This window comes from Spirosoma radiotolerans, from assembly GCF_000974425.1.
In the GTDB taxonomy this organism is placed as follows: Bacteria; Bacteroidota; Bacteroidia; order Cytophagales; family Spirosomataceae; genus Spirosoma; species Spirosoma radiotolerans.
On record NZ_CP010429.1, the window covers coordinates 3,983,912 to 4,000,981 of the forward strand.

10 protein-coding genes are annotated in these 17,070 nt (G+C 50.1%); 3 read left to right on the forward strand and 7 right to left on the reverse strand.

Features of this window, described 5'->3' with window-relative positions; all coding sequences use genetic code 11:
• Positions 1-205 precede the first annotated feature (205 nt).
• From SD10_RS16225 to SD10_RS16235, 3 genes are all read left to right on the forward strand, one after another.
• Positions 206-3,904, forward strand: a complete 3,699-nt coding sequence (locus SD10_RS16225; RefSeq protein WP_227698988.1) for a PA14 domain-containing protein — start codon at positions 206-208, stop codon at positions 3,902-3,904.
• A gap of 125 nt (positions 3,905-4,029) precedes the next feature.
• The gene (gene ggt, locus SD10_RS16230; protein WP_046575074.1) at positions 4,030-5,727 is read left to right on the forward strand and encodes a gamma-glutamyltransferase; all 1,698 of its coding nucleotides are present in this window, start codon (positions 4,030-4,032) and stop codon (positions 5,725-5,727) included.
• Positions 5,728-6,158: 431 nt separating this feature from the next.
• Complete coding sequence (locus tag SD10_RS16235; RefSeq protein ID WP_046575077.1) at positions 6,159-7,322, forward strand: hypothetical protein; 1,164 nt, start codon at positions 6,159-6,161, stop codon at positions 7,320-7,322.
• A gap of 299 nt (positions 7,323-7,621) precedes the next feature.
• On the opposite strand, the gene SD10_RS16240 is transcribed toward SD10_RS16235, so the two are convergent.
• The 7 genes from SD10_RS16240 to SD10_RS16270 form a co-directional block, all read right to left on the reverse strand.
• Entirely contained in the window at positions 7,622-8,542 is a 921-nt protein-coding gene (locus SD10_RS16240; protein WP_046575079.1) for a restriction endonuclease, read from the reverse strand.
• 83 nt (positions 8,543-8,625) lie between these two features.
• Positions 8,626-10,185 carry a DHA2 family efflux MFS transporter permease subunit gene (locus SD10_RS16245; protein ID WP_046575081.1) on the reverse strand — a complete coding sequence of 520 codons (1,560 nt, stop codon included), beginning with the start codon at positions 10,183-10,185 and terminating at the stop codon, positions 8,626-8,628.
• 88 nt (positions 10,186-10,273) lie between these two features.
• A complete protein-coding gene (locus tag SD10_RS16250) occupies positions 10,274-11,383 on the reverse strand; it encodes an HlyD family secretion protein (RefSeq protein WP_046575086.1) in 1,110 nt (369 codons plus the stop codon).
• 34 nt (positions 11,384-11,417) lie between these two features.
• On the reverse strand, positions 11,418-12,746 hold the full coding sequence (locus tag SD10_RS16255) for a TolC family protein (RefSeq protein WP_046575087.1): 1,329 nt from the start codon (positions 12,744-12,746) through the stop codon (positions 11,418-11,420).
• Position 12,747: 1 nt separating this feature from the next.
• On the reverse strand, positions 12,748-13,179 hold the full coding sequence (locus SD10_RS16260) for a MarR family winged helix-turn-helix transcriptional regulator (protein ID WP_046575089.1): 432 nt from the start codon (positions 13,177-13,179) through the stop codon (positions 12,748-12,750).
• A gap of 349 nt (positions 13,180-13,528) precedes the next feature.
• Positions 13,529-14,410 (reverse strand): 4,5-DOPA-extradiol-dioxygenase, encoded by an 882-nt coding sequence (ygiD, locus tag SD10_RS16265; protein WP_046575091.1) that lies wholly within the window; start codon positions 14,408-14,410, stop codon positions 13,529-13,531.
• A gap of 85 nt (positions 14,411-14,495) precedes the next feature.
• Positions 14,496-17,006 (reverse strand): phosphocholine-specific phospholipase C, encoded by a 2,511-nt coding sequence (locus SD10_RS16270; RefSeq protein ID WP_046575093.1) that lies wholly within the window; start codon positions 17,004-17,006, stop codon positions 14,496-14,498.
• Positions 17,007-17,070: the final 64 nt, after the last annotated feature.

The following is a 17,070-nucleotide window of genomic DNA, read 5'->3' on the forward strand; positions in this document are numbered from 1 at the left end:
GAGTCTCGCCAATAGTTTACTTTTTTAGATTTTCGTTAATAAAATATTTAAATAATGCAAATATTATCATAGAATACTACTATATTTAAATTTATTTTGCCTCAAAATTGTAAGTAAACAACTGATTTATTAGCTTTCTACGTCCATAGAATAACTTTGTATTAACTAATATTAATATTCGTAAACTTTACCTACCGTGTTAAATTTGAAAAAACCTTTATTCCAACAAGTGGCAATGCTGCTTCGTTGCACGCCCGTCTGTCTGGCGCTGGGCGGCAGTTTATCACCTTCTCTGGGGCAAACCATCTACTATGTAGCCAATTCGGGTAACGATTCGAACACCGGACGCTCAAGCGATACGCCCTTTCAAACCATTTCAAAGATTAACAGCCTATCGCTGCAACCTGGAGACCAGGTGCTATTCCGACGGAACGATACCTTTCAGGGGAGTCTTCAACTCCGGCAGTCGGGCACTTCCGGTAAACCAATCGTGGTCGATGCTTACGGGTCCGGCAATAAGCCTGTTCTGTGTGGCGCTATACCGGTCAGTAACTGGACAAACATGGGGAATAACACCTGGCAAGCCAGTTGCCCTGGCTGCGGAGATCGGTTGACGGGGCTCTATCGAGACAATGCCGCTCTTCCACTAGGCCGTTACCCAAACCTGAACGCAGCTAACAAAGGCTATTTGACGGTTCAATCGCACAGCGGCAAAACACAACTCACCAGCCAACAGGCGCTGCCAGCAAACTGGTCAGGGGCCGAAGCCGTTTTCCGGCCAGTGCAATGGATACTGAATCGGGCAACCATCACCGCCCAATCGGGCAATACCCTCACGTTGGCTGGGTCCGGCAACTACGACATTGCCGATAACTGGGGGTACTTCATTCAGAACCACCCAGCTACCCTCGACCAGCGGGGCGAGTGGTATTACAACCCGACGAAAAAAACGATTCAACTATACGATGACCAGACAAATCCCAATGGTCAGTTAATAACCGCCACGGCCTTCAATGAAGGCATCAGTGTTTCGTCGGCCTCGTTCGTAACGATTCGGAATCTGAAAATTACTCAAACACTAGCAACGGGTCTGTCGGTCACGAACAGTTCTAACCTCACCATTAGCAACATAGACATTACCCAATCGGGGGAGGATGCGTTGCGGGTTCAGGGCAGTGGGCAGCAACTGTTGCTGGAAAACAACCTGATCGAAGATGCCAATAACAACGGTGTTGACATTGGCAGCTACCAAAACGTAACCTTCCGGGGAAATACCCTCCGGCGCATTGGCCTGATTCCGGGTCGCGGGAAAAGTGGCGATGGCACGTATGTTGGCTTTCAGTCGGCCAGTACAGCGAACACATTGATAGAGAACAATGTCATCGACAACATTGGCTATAACGCGCTTAATTTCTCGACCAGCACTACTGTTCAACGCAACCAGATCAGCAACTTTTGCCTAACCAAAAGCGACGGTAGCGGCCTGTATATCTGGAATGGCAATCAACAGGCTCTGAACGACATACACCTGATTTCGAATATTGTTTTCAACGGCATTGGCGCCCCGGAAGGATCGCCCGATGGCACCTCTGCAGGCGCTCACGGCATTTACCTCGACGATTGTACGAACAACATGGAAGTTGCCAATAATACGGTATACAACTGCCGGGGGCTCGGCATTTTCCTGCACGGTTCGTCTAACGTTATACTGACCGGAAATACGGCTTATAATAACAATGATGGGCAATTATCCATCACGAGCGCTGGCGGATGTCAGCCGCGCAATAACCAGATTCAGAATAACATTTTTGTGAGTCGGCTGGCAAACCAGTTTAACGTAAAGTACGAATCGAATCAAAACGACTTAAGCAACTACGGCCAGTTTGATAACAACGCTTATGGCCGTCCATTTGAAGATACGTATAAGGTGCTGGCGGTGTATAACCGAACGACCGGAGCAGCCCTCTCGCTGTCTCAGTGGCAGAGCCAGTACAACAAAGATCTAACAACGACCAATAGCCCAATTACGTATTCGTCAGGCAACCCCGACGATTATATCAAGTGTCTGGCGAATTGCTCGGCAAATTCAAATCAGGTTTCTCTGGAAGGCACTTATCGCGACATGCGCAACCGCGTTTATACCGGTCAGGTAACCATACCCGCATATTCGTCGATGGTATTGCTAAAAGACGTTACGTTGTCGCAGCCATTACGCGAGGCCGACAATCCTGCCAATGCCGTGACCGGACTGGATTACAGCTATTATGAGGGCAACTGGAGTACCCTGCCGACCTTCAGCACCTTAACGCCTGTGAAGAGTGGCATAATCAATACACCGACGCTGGCCGTACGGAGCCGCGATGACAATTTCGCCCTGCGCTATACCGGCTATGTGAAGATTCCGGCTGACGGTGTTTATACATTCTACACCAACTCTGACGACGGCAGCAAGCTCCTGATTGGCTCCACTGAAGTCGTTAATAACGATGGTGGGCACGTTGTTCAGGAGCGCTCGGGCACCATTGGCCTGAAGGCGGGTCTCCATGCCCTAACCATAGTTTATTTTGAAGGGGGTGGTGATCAGGCCCTGACCGTCAGTTATAGTGGCACCAATTTGAGCAAGCAAGTGATTCCCGATGCGTCCTTTATGCGCGTGGCACCTGTTGTGTCCTTACGCGCTGCCGATAACCCAGCCAACACAACCGCCGGTCTGGATTATAGCTACTACGAAGGTAGCTGGTCCAATCTGCCTGACTTTAACACACTCTCGCCGGTTAAGACGGGAACGAGCACAAATCCCAGTCTTACAGTACGTAACCGGGACAGCAATTACAGCATGAAGTACACCGGCTACATTAGCATTCCAACGGACGGGACGTATACGTTTTACACAACGTCTGATGATGGTAGTAAGCTTCTGATCGGAGCTACCGAAATCGTTAACAACGATGGCATTCATGCCGATCAGGAACGGTCAGGTACCATTGGTCTGAAGGCCGGTCTGCATGCCATAAGTATTCTTTTCTTTCAAGGTGCTGGTGGTCAAACATTGATTGTCAGCTACAGCGGTCCTAACCTAGGCAAGCAAGTAATCCCGGATGCCGCTTTTCGACGCGTTGCCCCTGTTCAACCCTTAGTCAGCAATAACACTAGCAACGGTACAGGCACAGGTTTACGAGCCGCTTATTTCAACAACCAGTCCCTAACGGCGCCCAGTGTACTGACGCGTACCGACGCTACGGTAGATTTCGACTGGGGAACGGGTTCACCAGCTGCGGGCACGGTTAATATCGACAACTTTTCGGTTCGGTGGACGGGTCAGGTTGAAGCGCCCGTCAGTGGTGCCTACACGTTCAGCACCAATGCCGATGATGGGGTTCGGCTCTGGGTCAACGGTGTACAGTTGATTAATGACTGGAACGCCCACCCGCCCGTTATCAACAACGGCTCCTCAATAAACCTGACCGCCGGGCAACGGTATGACATCCGCCTGGAATATTTTGAAAATTCGGGTGGAGCTCTGGCAAAACTGTGGTGGTCTTATCCAGGCCAGGCTCAGCAAACGGTTCCCCAGATCCGGTTATACCCTGCCTCAACAGCCTATGCTGGTGGACGACTAGGTATCTCTGAAGAACAGGTCGCGTTGGGTCCTCTTCTAAAGAATGTCTATCCAGTACCAGCCAGACAGAGTTTGTGGATACAGTATTTTGCCGAAACAGCCGGTGAAGCCACTATCCAGTTGGTTAATTCAGCCGCCTTACCCGTCCACCAGACAAGCCACCAGGTTGTGCCAGGCGAAAATCTGATCAACCTGACTGTGGATCAACTGAACCGGGGCAGCTACATACTGACGCTCACCCAGAATCAACAGCGGCTTAGTCGCAAAGTCATTCTGACGGAGTAGTTTCCCATAAACCTAACGGTGTGCCGTTACGCCTGACCCGTAAATGTTTAACTCATTTTGTATCTTGTGCCACGGTGTCCTCATCGTGGCACAAGTTATTTCAGGCCAATCCGCCCAACCTCTTCATGAACAAAACGATACTTACCCTCTCCTGCTGGATTGCGTTATTTCCCCTGGCGAATGCCCAGGATCGGCTTAGTGGAAAATCATTTGCGACCCGTGCCGTTGTCATGGCTCGCCACGGAATGGCCTGCACTTCCCATCCGCTCTCGACCCAGGCAGCCATCGACGTACTCCGATCGGGCGGTAACGCCATCGATGCCGCCATTGCCGCCAATGCAATGGAAGGTCTGGTTGAGCCCCATGTCAACGGCATTGGAGGTGATCTCTTCGCTATTGTCTGGGATGCCAAAACGAAAAAGTTATACGGCCTAAATGCGTCTGGCCGGTCGCCCTATACACTCACACTGGCCGAATTGCAGAAACGGGGACTCAAGCACATTCCATCCGATGGTCCACTGCCGGTATCAGTGCCGGGCTGTGTGGATGGGTGGTTTGAATTGCACAAGCGTTTTGGGAAAGCGCCTATGCCCAGCATTCTGTCGCACGCCATCCGGTATGCCCGCGAAGGCTATCCTGTTCACGACGAAGCCGCATTTTACTGGCCGTCCATGATTGCCCGCTTCGGTAAATATCCGAATGTAAACGAAACTTATGCACCCACCGGAGCCGCACCTAAACGGGGAGAGCTTTTCAAAAATCCGGCGCTGGCCAACACGCTGGACAAAATTGCCAGAGGTGGCCGGGACGCCTTCTATAAAGGGGATATCGCCAAAACGATTGATGCGTTTATGAAGAAAATGGGTGGCTACTTAAGCGCAAAAGACCTGGCCGACCACACCTCCGAATGGGTTGAACCGGTCTCGACAAATTACCGTGGCTACGACGTTTGGGAGCTACCGCCCAACAGCCAGGGCATTGCCACCTTGCAGATGCTGAACCTGCTGGAAGGATACGATTTTTCGCAAACGCCCTGGGGCAGTCCCGAGCACATTCACCGGTTTATAGAAGCCAAAAAACTAGCGTTTGAAGATCGCGCCAAATACTATGCCGATCCGGCTTTTGCCAGGATTCCCGTTCGGGAGCTTGTTAGCAAAGCCTATGCGACCGAACGGCGTAAACTCATTGACCTCAATCGGGCGGCCAGCCGGGTAGAAGCCGGTAACCCAGCCCTGAAACAAGGGGATACGATTTACCTGACCGTGGCCGATGAAGAAGGCAATATGGTTTCGCTGATCCAAAGTAATTATCGGGGTTTTGGATCAGGGATGGTCCCCGACGGGCTGGGCTTCATGCTCCAGGACCGGGGTGAGTTGTACAGCCTGATTGACGGTCAAAACAACACGTTTGCTCCCCATAAACGACCCTTTCAAACTATTATTCCGGCCTTTATCACCAAAGATGGACAACCCTTTATGAGCTTCGGCGTCATGGGCGGCAGCTTCCAACCCCTTGGCCATGTGCAGATTGTCATGAACATGATTGATTTCGGCATGAACCCGCAGGAAGCTGGCGACGCCCCCCGCATTGATCACCAGGGCTCGTCGGAACCAACAGGTGAGAAAATGATGGACTCTGGACAGATCACCCTGGAGTCGGGCTACCCCTACGAAACCATCCGCGATTTGATGCGCAAAGGGCATAAAGTTGGCTATGGACTTGGCGGCTACGGTGGCTATCAGGCCATCATGTACGATGCCAAAAACAAGATTTACCACGGCGCTACTGAATCCCGGAAAGACGGGCAGGCCGCCGGTTTTTAACATGCAGAAGCCTGTGGGCATTTTCCTGATCTTATTGACGCTTATTGTCGAAACGTCCCAATCCGGCAGCTTTCAGAAAACGGGCGTATACGTATGTGCCGTCGCTGCTGCTCAGCTATAATTTCGTCCACGATGAATAGCCTGGGGATTATTTCGGGGAACTATCAAATCTGTATACGTATCGACCACGTATTTATGACCAGCGGCTTTGTACAGCGGCCCGCTCACGGTCTGGCTTATGCGGTTGGTGAAGTAGCCAACCGTTACCGAATATGGCCTACAGCCCTGAGTACACAACAGTAATACTACCGTATGTTTGAAATAGTTACCTACTAAGTGAAAACTAAAGTACCTTTAAGGTTAGTATTCATTAATGATCATTGGTAATTTGTTGACCTTACCCATTCTTTAACTGTAAATTCTTTACGCCTATGACCCCTGCTGAACGTGCAATGCAACTTCGGAATACCCCCACTCCTGCAGCTACACCTGCCAGTGCTTCTCGGCCAGCGCCGAGTGCGGCCCAGGTGCAAACGGCCGCGGCTATGTCAAACGGGTATTGGGCTGCGAAGAAAACGCTTTCCGACGGACGTGAGGCAAGATATTGGCAGGGAGAAAAAAATGGCAGAAACACCCGGGCAGCAGGTTGGTATGTGCGCGGTATCAGTGGCGGCTGGGAGGATAGCACAACTCGGATTAGTAGCGGTCCGTTGAATACAAGCGAGCCCGGTGTTGTACAGTTGCCGAGAATAGCAAGCCTGTTCACCCCGAACCATGAGCTTAGGGTAATCGATGACACCTGGGACTTCACGGCTCAACTAACAGGGAGAGAACGTAGTCAGCAGGCCGTTAGGGGCAGGCCGCATCAACTCCAGACGGACAATTTCAACAAGGTAGGTGCCTGGTGCGACAGCATAGACGCCCTTATGGAACTGTTCGAGCAAAATGAGCAGGATGTGAAGAAGTGGCGAAACGGAATGGCCACATTAAGTGGATTACAAATAGGATTGGGTATTTTAGGTGGTGGCCTGATTGTGGCCGGCATTGTGGCCTCTGGCGGCCTTGCCGCTATTCCAATGGCCGCTGGTGCGATTGCGATTGGGGTATCTTCGGCAGCAACAGGTGTAGCGGTGGGCGCTGCCCGGTCAGTTACGGAGGTAGGATTAGCAAACGCGCAGCGGGAAGGCGGAGTTCAAAGTGGCCGAGCGGCCGTAGGTGGAGGAGAGTTGTTGAAAGGATCTGGAGCAGTAGGTGCCAAAGAGGGCATCACGAGAACACTCGTGGAAGTTTCACACGCAGGAGCCGCATCGGCAGTTGGCGCGGTGGCAGGTGGCGGAGGAGCGGCCATTTCCATCGTGAAAGGGGGTATGGGAGCCTACAAAGCGTATAAAGTTGATGTGGGAGCCATCTGGGCTCAGGTTGAATGGGATAAGGTGCAACAAAACATAGCTGATGCCGAAACCTTCGTGGAAAAGAACAAAAAAGGATTCGATCCAGAGAAGTTAGCTGCTCTGAAACAGAAGCTGGAAGATACAAATAGTAGGGTTGCAAAAGTAAGACGGTTGAGGTGGGCCGACGAATCCAGGCGCAAGTAGGGTTGCGAATACGTTTTAAGCGTAGTGCGAGCGTTGTCTAAACAGCGCAGAAAGCCGATAAAAATGTTGCGCCAAGTGCTTATCGTTGGGTAGACATATATTTCTCCTGATTACTAGACATTAAAAAAGGCCGGGATGCTATTTCCCGGCCTTTTTGCTTATAAAACAAACTATGTGCCTTACTTTTCTAATCCATCACCATTTGGATTGCTAGAATTAGACTCTGACATTCGCCTAAACCTCAATAGGCGATCTTGTTGTTAAGAGTAAACAGGAATATGTTATCTTTCTTAATACTATTATTCACCAAAATAGTCGTTATCCATTCGTTTAACCTCATAAATCTGCTGTACAGTAACACCAAGATTATAGTCAATCATCAATTGAGTTAACTGCTCACCATCAATCAAAACAATTTTCGTCTCATTTCGAGGAATGTATTCGGAAGCTTCCTTAGTAAAACTTGACGTAGTAATAAAAACACCTTTTTTAGCCCCTTGGCCCGCTAGGGCACCTACAAATTTGTGCAACTCCGGGCGGCCCACAACATTGCCGGGTGCCCATTTTTTAGCTTGAATATAGATAATGTCAAGTCCTAACTTATCTTCCTTAATAGTACCATCGATACCTTCATCACCACTTTTTCCAATAGCTTTTCCTGCATCCTTAATTGAACCACCATATCCCATCTTAACAAGTAATTCAACGACAAGACGTTCGAAGAACGCGGGAGAGAGAGCAACAACCCTATTTAATAAATCCTGTGATAAGGTTTTACGAATACGTTGATAGGCAAGTTCAAGCGTTTCCTCCGGGTCTGTTGTCTGAACATTGTCATCTATAGACGTCGGCTCTTCCGCCACACCCTCATTCTTTTTGGGCATCTGAAACTCAACAAACTCTGGAAATTGCTTAAGATACTTAACATTAATAGCTGCCGGTTTACGCCGAAGAACATCCTTACCGCGCTCTGTGATTACAATCATTGCTCGCTTTGGCGAGTCCAACAAACCAGCTTTTTTTAAATAGGTTCTCGCCCAACCAACTCGGTTGCCAAATAAAAAACTTTGCCCACTTGGCAGTAATTCACTTTTTTCCTCTTCTGTTAATCTAAACTGTTCACTTAGTACGTCGACCAAATCATTGAACTTATGTTCCTGGCCATCAGCGACCAATTTTAAGAGAGGCAGCATTGCACTTTGGTAATCAGGGATAGGCATGGTAGAAAGATAGTAATGAAAAAAGGTGCCGGAATTGCTCCCGACACCAAATCTATGATAAACTTGTCAAATTGGTGAAACTCCTACTCCATTACCATTTCGGTATGGGCAGGCGCTTCAATTTTCTTACCAATAAATAGTAAGAGCAACGGTACGCAAATCAGGAAGAAACCGCCAATCACCAGAAATGCATCAGCATAGGTCATGACTAAAGCCTGTTTCATCACGGCACCCTGCATGATGCCATAGGCTTTACTGGTAGCCGCCATTAAGGCGTCGCCCTTGGACAGGAAAAGACTCGTGTACTGCCGGATACGATCGACCGATAATGGGTTATAGGTCGAGACGTTGTCACCCAATCGCGATGCATGAAACATGGTGCGTGTTGAGATATACGTCGTCATGATGGCCGTACCGAACGTACCACCCAACTGACGAATCATACCCGTCAGGGCCGACCCTTGCGGAATTTCGATGTTCTTTAAATCGGCTAGGGTAACGGTCGTTAGCGGGATAAAAATCAAGCCCATACCGATCCCCCGAATGATCAGCGGCCAGAAGAAATAATCCGGACCAGCGGCCAGACTAATGGCCGATAGATCGAAACAGAAGCCGAAGAACAGCAGGAAGCCAATGCCCGCGTACCAAACCGGCGAAATGTAGTTTTTGCTCATCAACCCGCCCACAACCGGCATCATCATCCCCGTGGCAATGGAGCCCGGCATGAGTAACAATCCTGTCTGGCTGGCGGTGAAGCCAAGAATGGTCTGACAGAAAACCGGAATGATAAACACCGATGCAAACAGACCGAAACCCAGAATGAAGTTAAACAATGTACCCACCGCAAACCGGCGCTGACGCAACAAACGAAGGTCCAGAATAGGAAGCTTAACCGCCAGTTGCCGCCAGATAAAGCCAATCAATCCGACCCCAGCCGCAATCGACATACCGACAATAAAGCGGGAATCGAACCAGTCTTTTTCTTCGCCTTTTTCCAGAATGATCTGTAGACCACCGATACCCATAACGAGCAGGACCAGCGCCAGCCAATCCATCTTTCCCGCCAGCATTTTTTCCGCCGGTTCCTTAATGTAGGTGTACGTCAGGAAAGTAGCCAGAATACCGAATGGAATGTTGATATAAAACACCCAGTTCCACGAGAGGTTGTCGGTGATGAACCCACCAAGCGTTGGGCCAATGGATGGGCCAATGATTACACCCAATCCAAAAATGGCGTTGGCGATCCCTAAATCCTCTTTCGGGAATGTCTGGATCAGAATGGACTGAGCGGTCGTTAGCAACCCTCCGCCACCAATTCCCTGAACCACCCTAAAGAAGACAAGCTCCCACACATTGGTGGATGTCCCACAGAATATCGATGCAATAGTGAACAGAATGATAGACGCAGCAAAGTAATTCCGGCGACCCAGTTTGGCCGTTAGCCAGCCCGACATCGTAATCATGACCGCACTCGCGGCTGCATACCCTGTCACTACCCAGCTGATATCGCCCAGCGATGCGCCGAGGTTCCCCATCATCTGGTTCAACGTGACGTTGACAATGGATGAGTCGATGGTTTGCAGCAGGGCGGCCGTGGTGACCGTTATGACAACGATCCATTTATCAAAACCTAACTTTTTCATTAGTTGACGGTTTGTGGTTAACGGTTTGTGGTTTACAGCAGCCCCCCGTGTGACGGACCCACCGTAGACCACAAACCATAAACCGGTATTACTTCTGCAAATCCACCGCTACTGTCGCGCTCATACCGGGGCGAAGTTTAGCATATAGTGGGCTGTTTTTATCGAGTTCGATCCGAACCGGAATCCGCTGCACTACTTTTACGTAGTTACCCGTTGCGTTGTCAGGTGGCAGGAGTGTGAATTTAGCCCCCGTTGCCCCGGCAAACGACCCAACATGGCCGACCAGTTTTTCGCCTTCAAACGCATCCACGTCAACGTCGACCGTTTGGCCCTGCTGCATTTGTTTCAACTGCGTTTCTTTAAAGTTGGCCGTTACCCACAGGCTCGAATTGCCCACGATGGAGCACAACGCCTGTCCGGCCTGCACTAATTGACCGACCTGCACGGACCGCTTCGAAACAACACCCGAGATCGGCGCTTTTACAACCGTATAGGACAATTGAAGTTTGGCCAAATCCAGATCTGACTGACGTTGCTTGATAGCCGCCTGGGCTACCGAAATCTGTCCTTCCGTTGCCCGACGCTGCGAATTGGTAACCCCCGTTTGCGTACCGGCAGCCGCTACCTGCGCCTGAGCAGTTTGCAGCTGGGCCTGAGCAGCCTGCACTTGCGCCTGGGCCGCATCGCGTTCGGCCTGTACGGCGTCGAACTGCTGTTGGGGCACTGTTTTTTCGGCCAGTAACCGGCTATAACGGTCAAAATCCTGATTGGCTTTGCGGGCGCGAGCCTGAGCCGCCGTTACATTGGCCTGCGCCGTAGCCACCTGATTCCGGGCCGTCAGTACGCTTGCCTGAGAACTTTGTATCGTGGCCGAGGCTACGTTGACCTGCGAGCGCGAAACACCGGCAGCTGCCATAGCACTTTGCAGGGCCGCTTCGGCCTGAGCTACCCGAATTTTATAATCGGCATCGTCCAGCACAATCAGGGTGTCTCCTTCTTTAACAAACTGGTTGTCTTTAAAACGAATGGCTTTTACATACCCACCCGCTTTTGGAATAACCGGGTTCACATCGCCGTCAATCTGCGCATCATCGGTTGTTTCGTGACGTTGCAGGTAGCGAAACTCGCTGTACCCGAAAAAGAGAGCAATGGCCAGGACAACGACGCCCCCCACGCGGAATAAAGTTTTTTTGTTCATGATTATTATTTCGTTCGTCAGAACGTGAGATTAATTAAAGATTGTGGCCAGTGGCTTTCAACAGGCGTTGATACGCTAGCTGAGCATCCACAGTCGCATTGATTACATTAAGTTGTGCCTGAAGCAGAAAGCTATCAGCCTCCAGCAAGTCCGTAGAACCAACCAGTCCATTACGGAAGCGGGATTCGGTCAGGCGGTAATTTTCCTGCGCCTGCCCAACCGCCGTGCGGATTACGTTTTGCTGCTCCAGGGCAAGTTGGTAGTTGTTATAAGCCGTTACAACCTCCGACCGAATCTGATCGGTTTGTTGCTGGCCTTGCAGGGAAGCCTGGTCAATGGCTGTTTTAGCTGTATTCAGTTTGCCTTTCATGTTATAAAGCGAACCGATGTTATAACTCAAGCCGGCACCTACGTTCCAGGCACTGATGAACGAACTCCCTTCAGGGATAAGCCGGGCCGTTGGGTTGATGTAGTTATACCCCGCCGACACACCTAGATGCGGATACATACTGCTTTTGGTATTGCGCAGCATAGCCTCCGCCGATTGTACCCGTAGGGCATTCGCCTGCACCTCCGGACGGCTTTGTAAGGCTTGTCCTAAGAAATTGCTCAAGGGTTCGGCCGTAACGACCGGGTTAGCCAGGGTTGTATCGACAGTTATAACCTGATCGTCGGGTAAGCCAATGAGCAGATTGAAATTATAGAGTGCCGTTTGCCGGGCTTTCTCGACTTGCAGGCGGCTGAGTTGCAGGTTGTTTCGCTGTAATTGAATTTTCAATACTTCATTGGCCGTAACAACCCCTTCTTTCTGCAAATTCTGCGCTTCTCGCTCCCGCTCGTCGAATTGCCGGATATTCTGGTCAATCACGCTGGTCGACCGAATCAGCTTCACGATATTGTAATAAGCATCGGTAACAGTGTAGACCAGTTCAGACCGGTTGCGCTGGGCATCCAGCTGACTGGCTTTTGCCAGCAGATTGGCCGACAGTTCCGCTGATTTCTCCGCGAACCCGCCAAATACTTCCTTGGTGATGGTCGCGCCCCCGATGGTGGCATTGAACGCCCCCGCCGGAATAGACGCCAGCGCCTTGCCATCACTCCCCTGCCCGAATGCGAAAGGCCCGGTCAGGCTATAGCGCGAGTACGCCAGTGATGCATTTGCCTGTGGCAAACTACGATCTTTCGCTTCCTGGGCGCGGGCTTCAGCCGCCAGCGTGCGCGAATCGGCCAGTTTAATACTCTTGTTGTTTTGTAAGGCCCGTTGAACAGCCTGATCCAGCGGCATAACAGATGGTGTTGGCTGGGCGGTTGTCCAGCCCAGGCTCAGCAACCATAAGCCAGCCCCGATTACGTACTTTTTCATTTTACCGATTTCTAATTTTTTCTAGCAGTGTGTTCATTGTGCGTACTTCCTCGTTGGTCAGATGACTCACGATCGACTCAAAATTCTTAAACTCGACGGCTACTGCTTCTACAAATTGGTAGGAGTCTTCGGTCAGCCGCAAATTGACCCGCCGACGATTTTGTGGATCGATTTCACGAACAATTAAATTTTTCGCGACCAGCCGATCTGTAAGCCGGGTCATATCGGAGTTCACATCCGTCATTTTTTCTTTCAACTCACCCGCGGTCAAACTGTTAGGGTAAACCTCTGAAAGACGGCGTAAGGTGATGTACTGTTGAACCGACAAATCGAACGGGGCTAGCTTTTGTCCAAAATAGTTGAATATAAAGCCATCCGTCTGATGGATGTTTTTGATAAGCCGGTGGTATTCATTGATCAGTTGGGTTTCCATGTCTGTTAGGGCGTGTCAAAGGTATAACCAATATTCGTTTAAACAAATTTCGTTTAAACAATAAAAAATGCTTACGATCAGCGCCTTACAAGCCTATTATCATTCTTCACCTTTTTTTAATGCAATAAATTCTGCACATTAAAATAATACAATCGGCTTTTTTGCTCGAAGAGCTAGTCTAACCCTGTGTGAATGTCACTTTTGGCTCCAATTTTTAATGGTATTTTAACCGCATTTAGCCTTATAGAATCAGTTCAGCCAGCGGAAAACAGTAAACGCCCTGACGTAACCCGTCAGGGCGTTTACTGTTTTCCGACCCACTTCCAGCGGTTTGGGCCATCAGCCCAACTCAGGCATTCGTAATTTTTACGGAAGTCATTGTCAGCGATCCGGCCACGGCTTTATCGTTAAAGAACGAAATCGAATCATGCTTACCCTGAAGCCCTAGTGTATATAACAGAGGCAAATAATGCTCTGGCGTTGGAATGGCCAGACGCGCTTCCGGCCCCAGCCGGTCATAAGCAATCAGGGAGGTGTGGTCGCCATTCAGGATTAGTCTCTTGAACGTATCGTTCATGTAAAGGGCCCAGTCGTGGCCGAAGGCAGCATTGAAATCGCGGGACGGTGGCAAAGCAATCATCCGAAGATTATGCACCATATTTCCACTGCCTAAAATCAAAACGCCTTTCCGGCGTAGCGACGCCAGCTCTTTGGCCAGATCATAGTGGTACTGCCCGCCCTTAGAATAATCAATGCTCAACTGCAACACAGGAATGTTGGCTTTCGGGTACATCTGGCGGACAACGCTCCAGGTACCATGATCGAGGCCCCAGTCGTGATCCAACCCAACGACGGTTGAATGAACCAGGCCAGCCGTTTCTTTGGCTAGTTCAGGGCTTCCCTTTGCGGGGTACTGGACATCGAACAGCGCTTGTGGAAATCCACCGAAATCGTGAATCGTTTTCGGCGATTCCATCGCTGTAATATAAGTGCCCCGGCTTAGCCAGTGGGCCGAAATAACCAGCACTGCTTTCGGAATGGGGATTTCACCCGCCAGTTTTTTCCAGTATTGACTGAATTCATTCGTTTCAATTCCATTCATGGGCGATCCATGACCCACAAATAGAACGGGCATTTCGGGTCCCTGTTTAGGCAATGAATCAGTGAATTTATTAAAGCCTGCTATCAGTGGCGTTCCGATCATGGTGGTCAAAAAGTCTTTACGGTTCATGGTGTACTGTATTGACGTTTAAATGAGATCGGCAGTTGATAGGTTCCTATTGCTTTAGGGTCAGTGGTGCAATGGCTTTTTTACCCTACGTCTTGCGAATTCGACCCATGTACGGATCCGAGTATCCTGCTTTACCGGTTTCTACCCGACCAGCGTATCGTTGTTCGAACGTGTCGAAGCCAGCAACTTTCACGCTGAAGTCATACCAGTTGTGGCTATTTTTCAGATTAAGGAGTACCGTCTGCTGTTCGCCAGCCATACCGGCCTTTTCAAGCGTTACTGACTGCTTTTTTGTCTGGTAGGCATTGTCCAGCAGTTGTATTGTGTATGACCGCACCGGATCTGTATTTTTCAACTTGACAACTACATTACCCGTTAGCTTCTTTCTAACATCCCGCTCGTAATCGCATACTACCTGAATCAACGGATTGGCCGGATCGCTGCTAAACGCCCGATAAAAGCCATTTGGCCCTTGTATATGCAGTTGAACAGGCTGATCAATAGGCCACGAATCCCGCAACTTGTCACCAGCCGATACGGTATACGAACGCAATGCGACCCCGCCATTTTGGCGTTGATGAACCTGAAAAGGCGCGCCGAGTGCCTGCTTGCCAAACACGTCTGTTTTCGCCGACAAGGTCAAAACAAACTGCTTATCGACCACCTGGCCATCTACGTACAGTTCATACGGCAACGCGCACGATGGCCGAATGCCTTCTTCCTGACGCGGCAAATACGGTGAAGCAGTTGGATGGGTGGCACACTGCTGAATGTCCTGTTCAGAAAGGCGTTTATAGTTGGTTGGAACGTCTTTAAACTGGGCTTTGTGAATTCCCTTGATGAAGGCATCTTTTGCCAATGATTTCGGCAATTTGATTGCCTCGCCGTTATAGGGCCTGAACACCGACGAGAGGTCGCCACAGACCGTACGTCGCCAGGTACTGATGTTCGGCTCGCGAATCTCTTTGCCTATTTTGTGGCTCAGGACGTTTTCCAAAAACTGGAGCGTTGAGGTATGGTCGAACACTTCTGAGTTCACATAACCACCTCGGCTCCAGGGCGAGACAACCACCAGAGGCACGCGAAACCCTAAACCAACCGGGCCAGTCCGGCCTGGTTTTTTCCGCTTGCTTTCCTGCTCCTGTGTCACAAATTCAGAACGGGTATCGATGTGTTTACTCGTCAGGCCCGTTTCGGGATGGTCTGGATGTGCGGGTAAGAAAGGAGGTACATGGTCAAAGTAGCCGTCGTTTTCGTCATAGGCCAGAATGAAAATTGTCTTTTTCCAAACCTCGGGATTCTGGGTCAATATGTCGAGCATCTCCGAAATATACCAGGCGCCATACCAGGGTGCCGAAGGGTGATCGGAGAAGTTTTCAGGCGCGACAACCCAGGATACAGTCGGTAGGGTTTTGTTCGCCACATCTTCCCGAAACTGGTGAAGCACATCGCCTTTCGGAACCGTTAGCTGCCGCTTGGTCTCCCCATCGTCGTAGGTCAGCGTTGTTAATTCATGGTAATGGGCATCACGGGCATTAGTCGTGAATGCTTTTTGATGAAGATTCTTTTCCCGTTCAGGCAGTTGACTGAATTTTCCCGGCGTATAAGTCACCAGATCAGACTGGACCATTTTCTGCCACTGCTGTTGGTGAGCCAGTTCACGCTTAACGGTTGCGTACTCCTTATCGCTCTCGCTGAGGCTTTTCAATTTGGTTTCCAGAGTCTGTATTCGTTCAGGAATCGCTTTCTCCTCCTGCTGAATATGCCGGTAATAGGCTGGATGATACCGAACCTGGTACTGGGAAAACCATTCGATGGGATTGTCGGTGAAGTTGCTTAACCAACCATCGGCCTCCCCCGCCAGCCCCGTTGGCAAACTAATTTCGTTCTGATAGATTTTCCAGGAAATACCGTTTTCTTCCAGACGCTCCGGAAATGTTGTCCAGCTAACTTCCGAACCGTAATCCACGTTTTCGTTGCGCACATTGGCGATGGCCTTCGGATCGCGCGGATCGCGGAGCGTGCCCGTCCAGAAAAACAGCCGATTGGGTGTCGTGCCCGTCAGCGATGAGCAGAAATTCTGGTCGCAAACCGTAAACGCATCCGCCAGAGCGTAATAAAAGGGCAAATCTTCGCGGTTGTAATAGCCCAGCGTAAGGGGCATTTGTGCGTACTCCTTATTGCCCGACTTTTTGGCATCCAGCCATTTATCGTGTTTACCCCCGTTCAGAGCGTCGACCTGGTTCTCCCAGGAATGCGGCAGCGAACTCATCCAGGTCGCTTTCGTGTCGTGCATGTTCAGGCGAAAAGGAGCGTAAGTTTCGCCAACTGCGTTGGTCTGAAGCCAGACTTTGTGTTTGTTCGGCAAGTCGATCGCTCTGGGGTCATTGAACCCACGCACGCCCTGCAATGTCCCATACGTATGATCGAAGGAGCGATTCTCCTGCATCAGAATGACAACGTGCTCGGCATCCAGATAACTCGTACCAGGCTGAGGATCGATAGAAAATGCTTTTTGAATCGACTCGGGTAAAATACCCGAGAGGCTTGTTGACAACAACGCAGCTTTTTTGATAAAGTCTCTTCTGGAATCCATAGGCGTACTGATTGACCCTAAAAAGGCCGTTGGGATGGGTCACCAAAAATAGGGCAGATCGAAT

Bases quoted from the DNA above. Each gene is read 5' to 3' on its own strand.
- ggt (WP_046575074.1), top strand. From the start codon at position 4,030: ATGAACAAAACGATACTTACCCTCTCCTGCTGGATTGCGTTATTTCCC.
- SD10_RS16235 (WP_046575077.1), top strand. From the start codon at position 6,159: ATGACCCCTGCTGAACGTGCAATGCAACTTCGGAATACCCCCACTCCT.
- SD10_RS16240 (WP_046575079.1), bottom strand. From the start codon at position 8,542: ATGCCTATCCCTGATTACCAAAGTGCAATGCTGCCTCTCTTAAAATTG.
- SD10_RS16245 (WP_046575081.1), bottom strand. From the start codon at position 10,185: ATGAAAAAGTTAGGTTTTGATAAATGGATCGTTGTCATAACGGTCACC.
- SD10_RS16250 (WP_046575086.1), bottom strand. From the start codon at position 11,383: ATGAACAAAAAAACTTTATTCCGCGTGGGGGGCGTCGTTGTCCTGGCC.
- SD10_RS16255 (WP_046575087.1), bottom strand. From the start codon at position 12,746: ATGAAAAAGTACGTAATCGGGGCTGGCTTATGGTTGCTGAGCCTGGGC.
- SD10_RS16260 (WP_046575089.1), bottom strand. From the start codon at position 13,179: ATGGAAACCCAACTGATCAATGAATACCACCGGCTTATCAAAAACATC.
- ygiD (WP_046575091.1), bottom strand. From the start codon at position 14,410: ATGAACCGTAAAGACTTTTTGACCACCATGATCGGAACGCCACTGATA.
- SD10_RS16270 (WP_046575093.1), bottom strand. From the start codon at position 17,006: ATGGATTCCAGAAGAGACTTTATCAAAAAAGCTGCGTTGTTGTCAACA.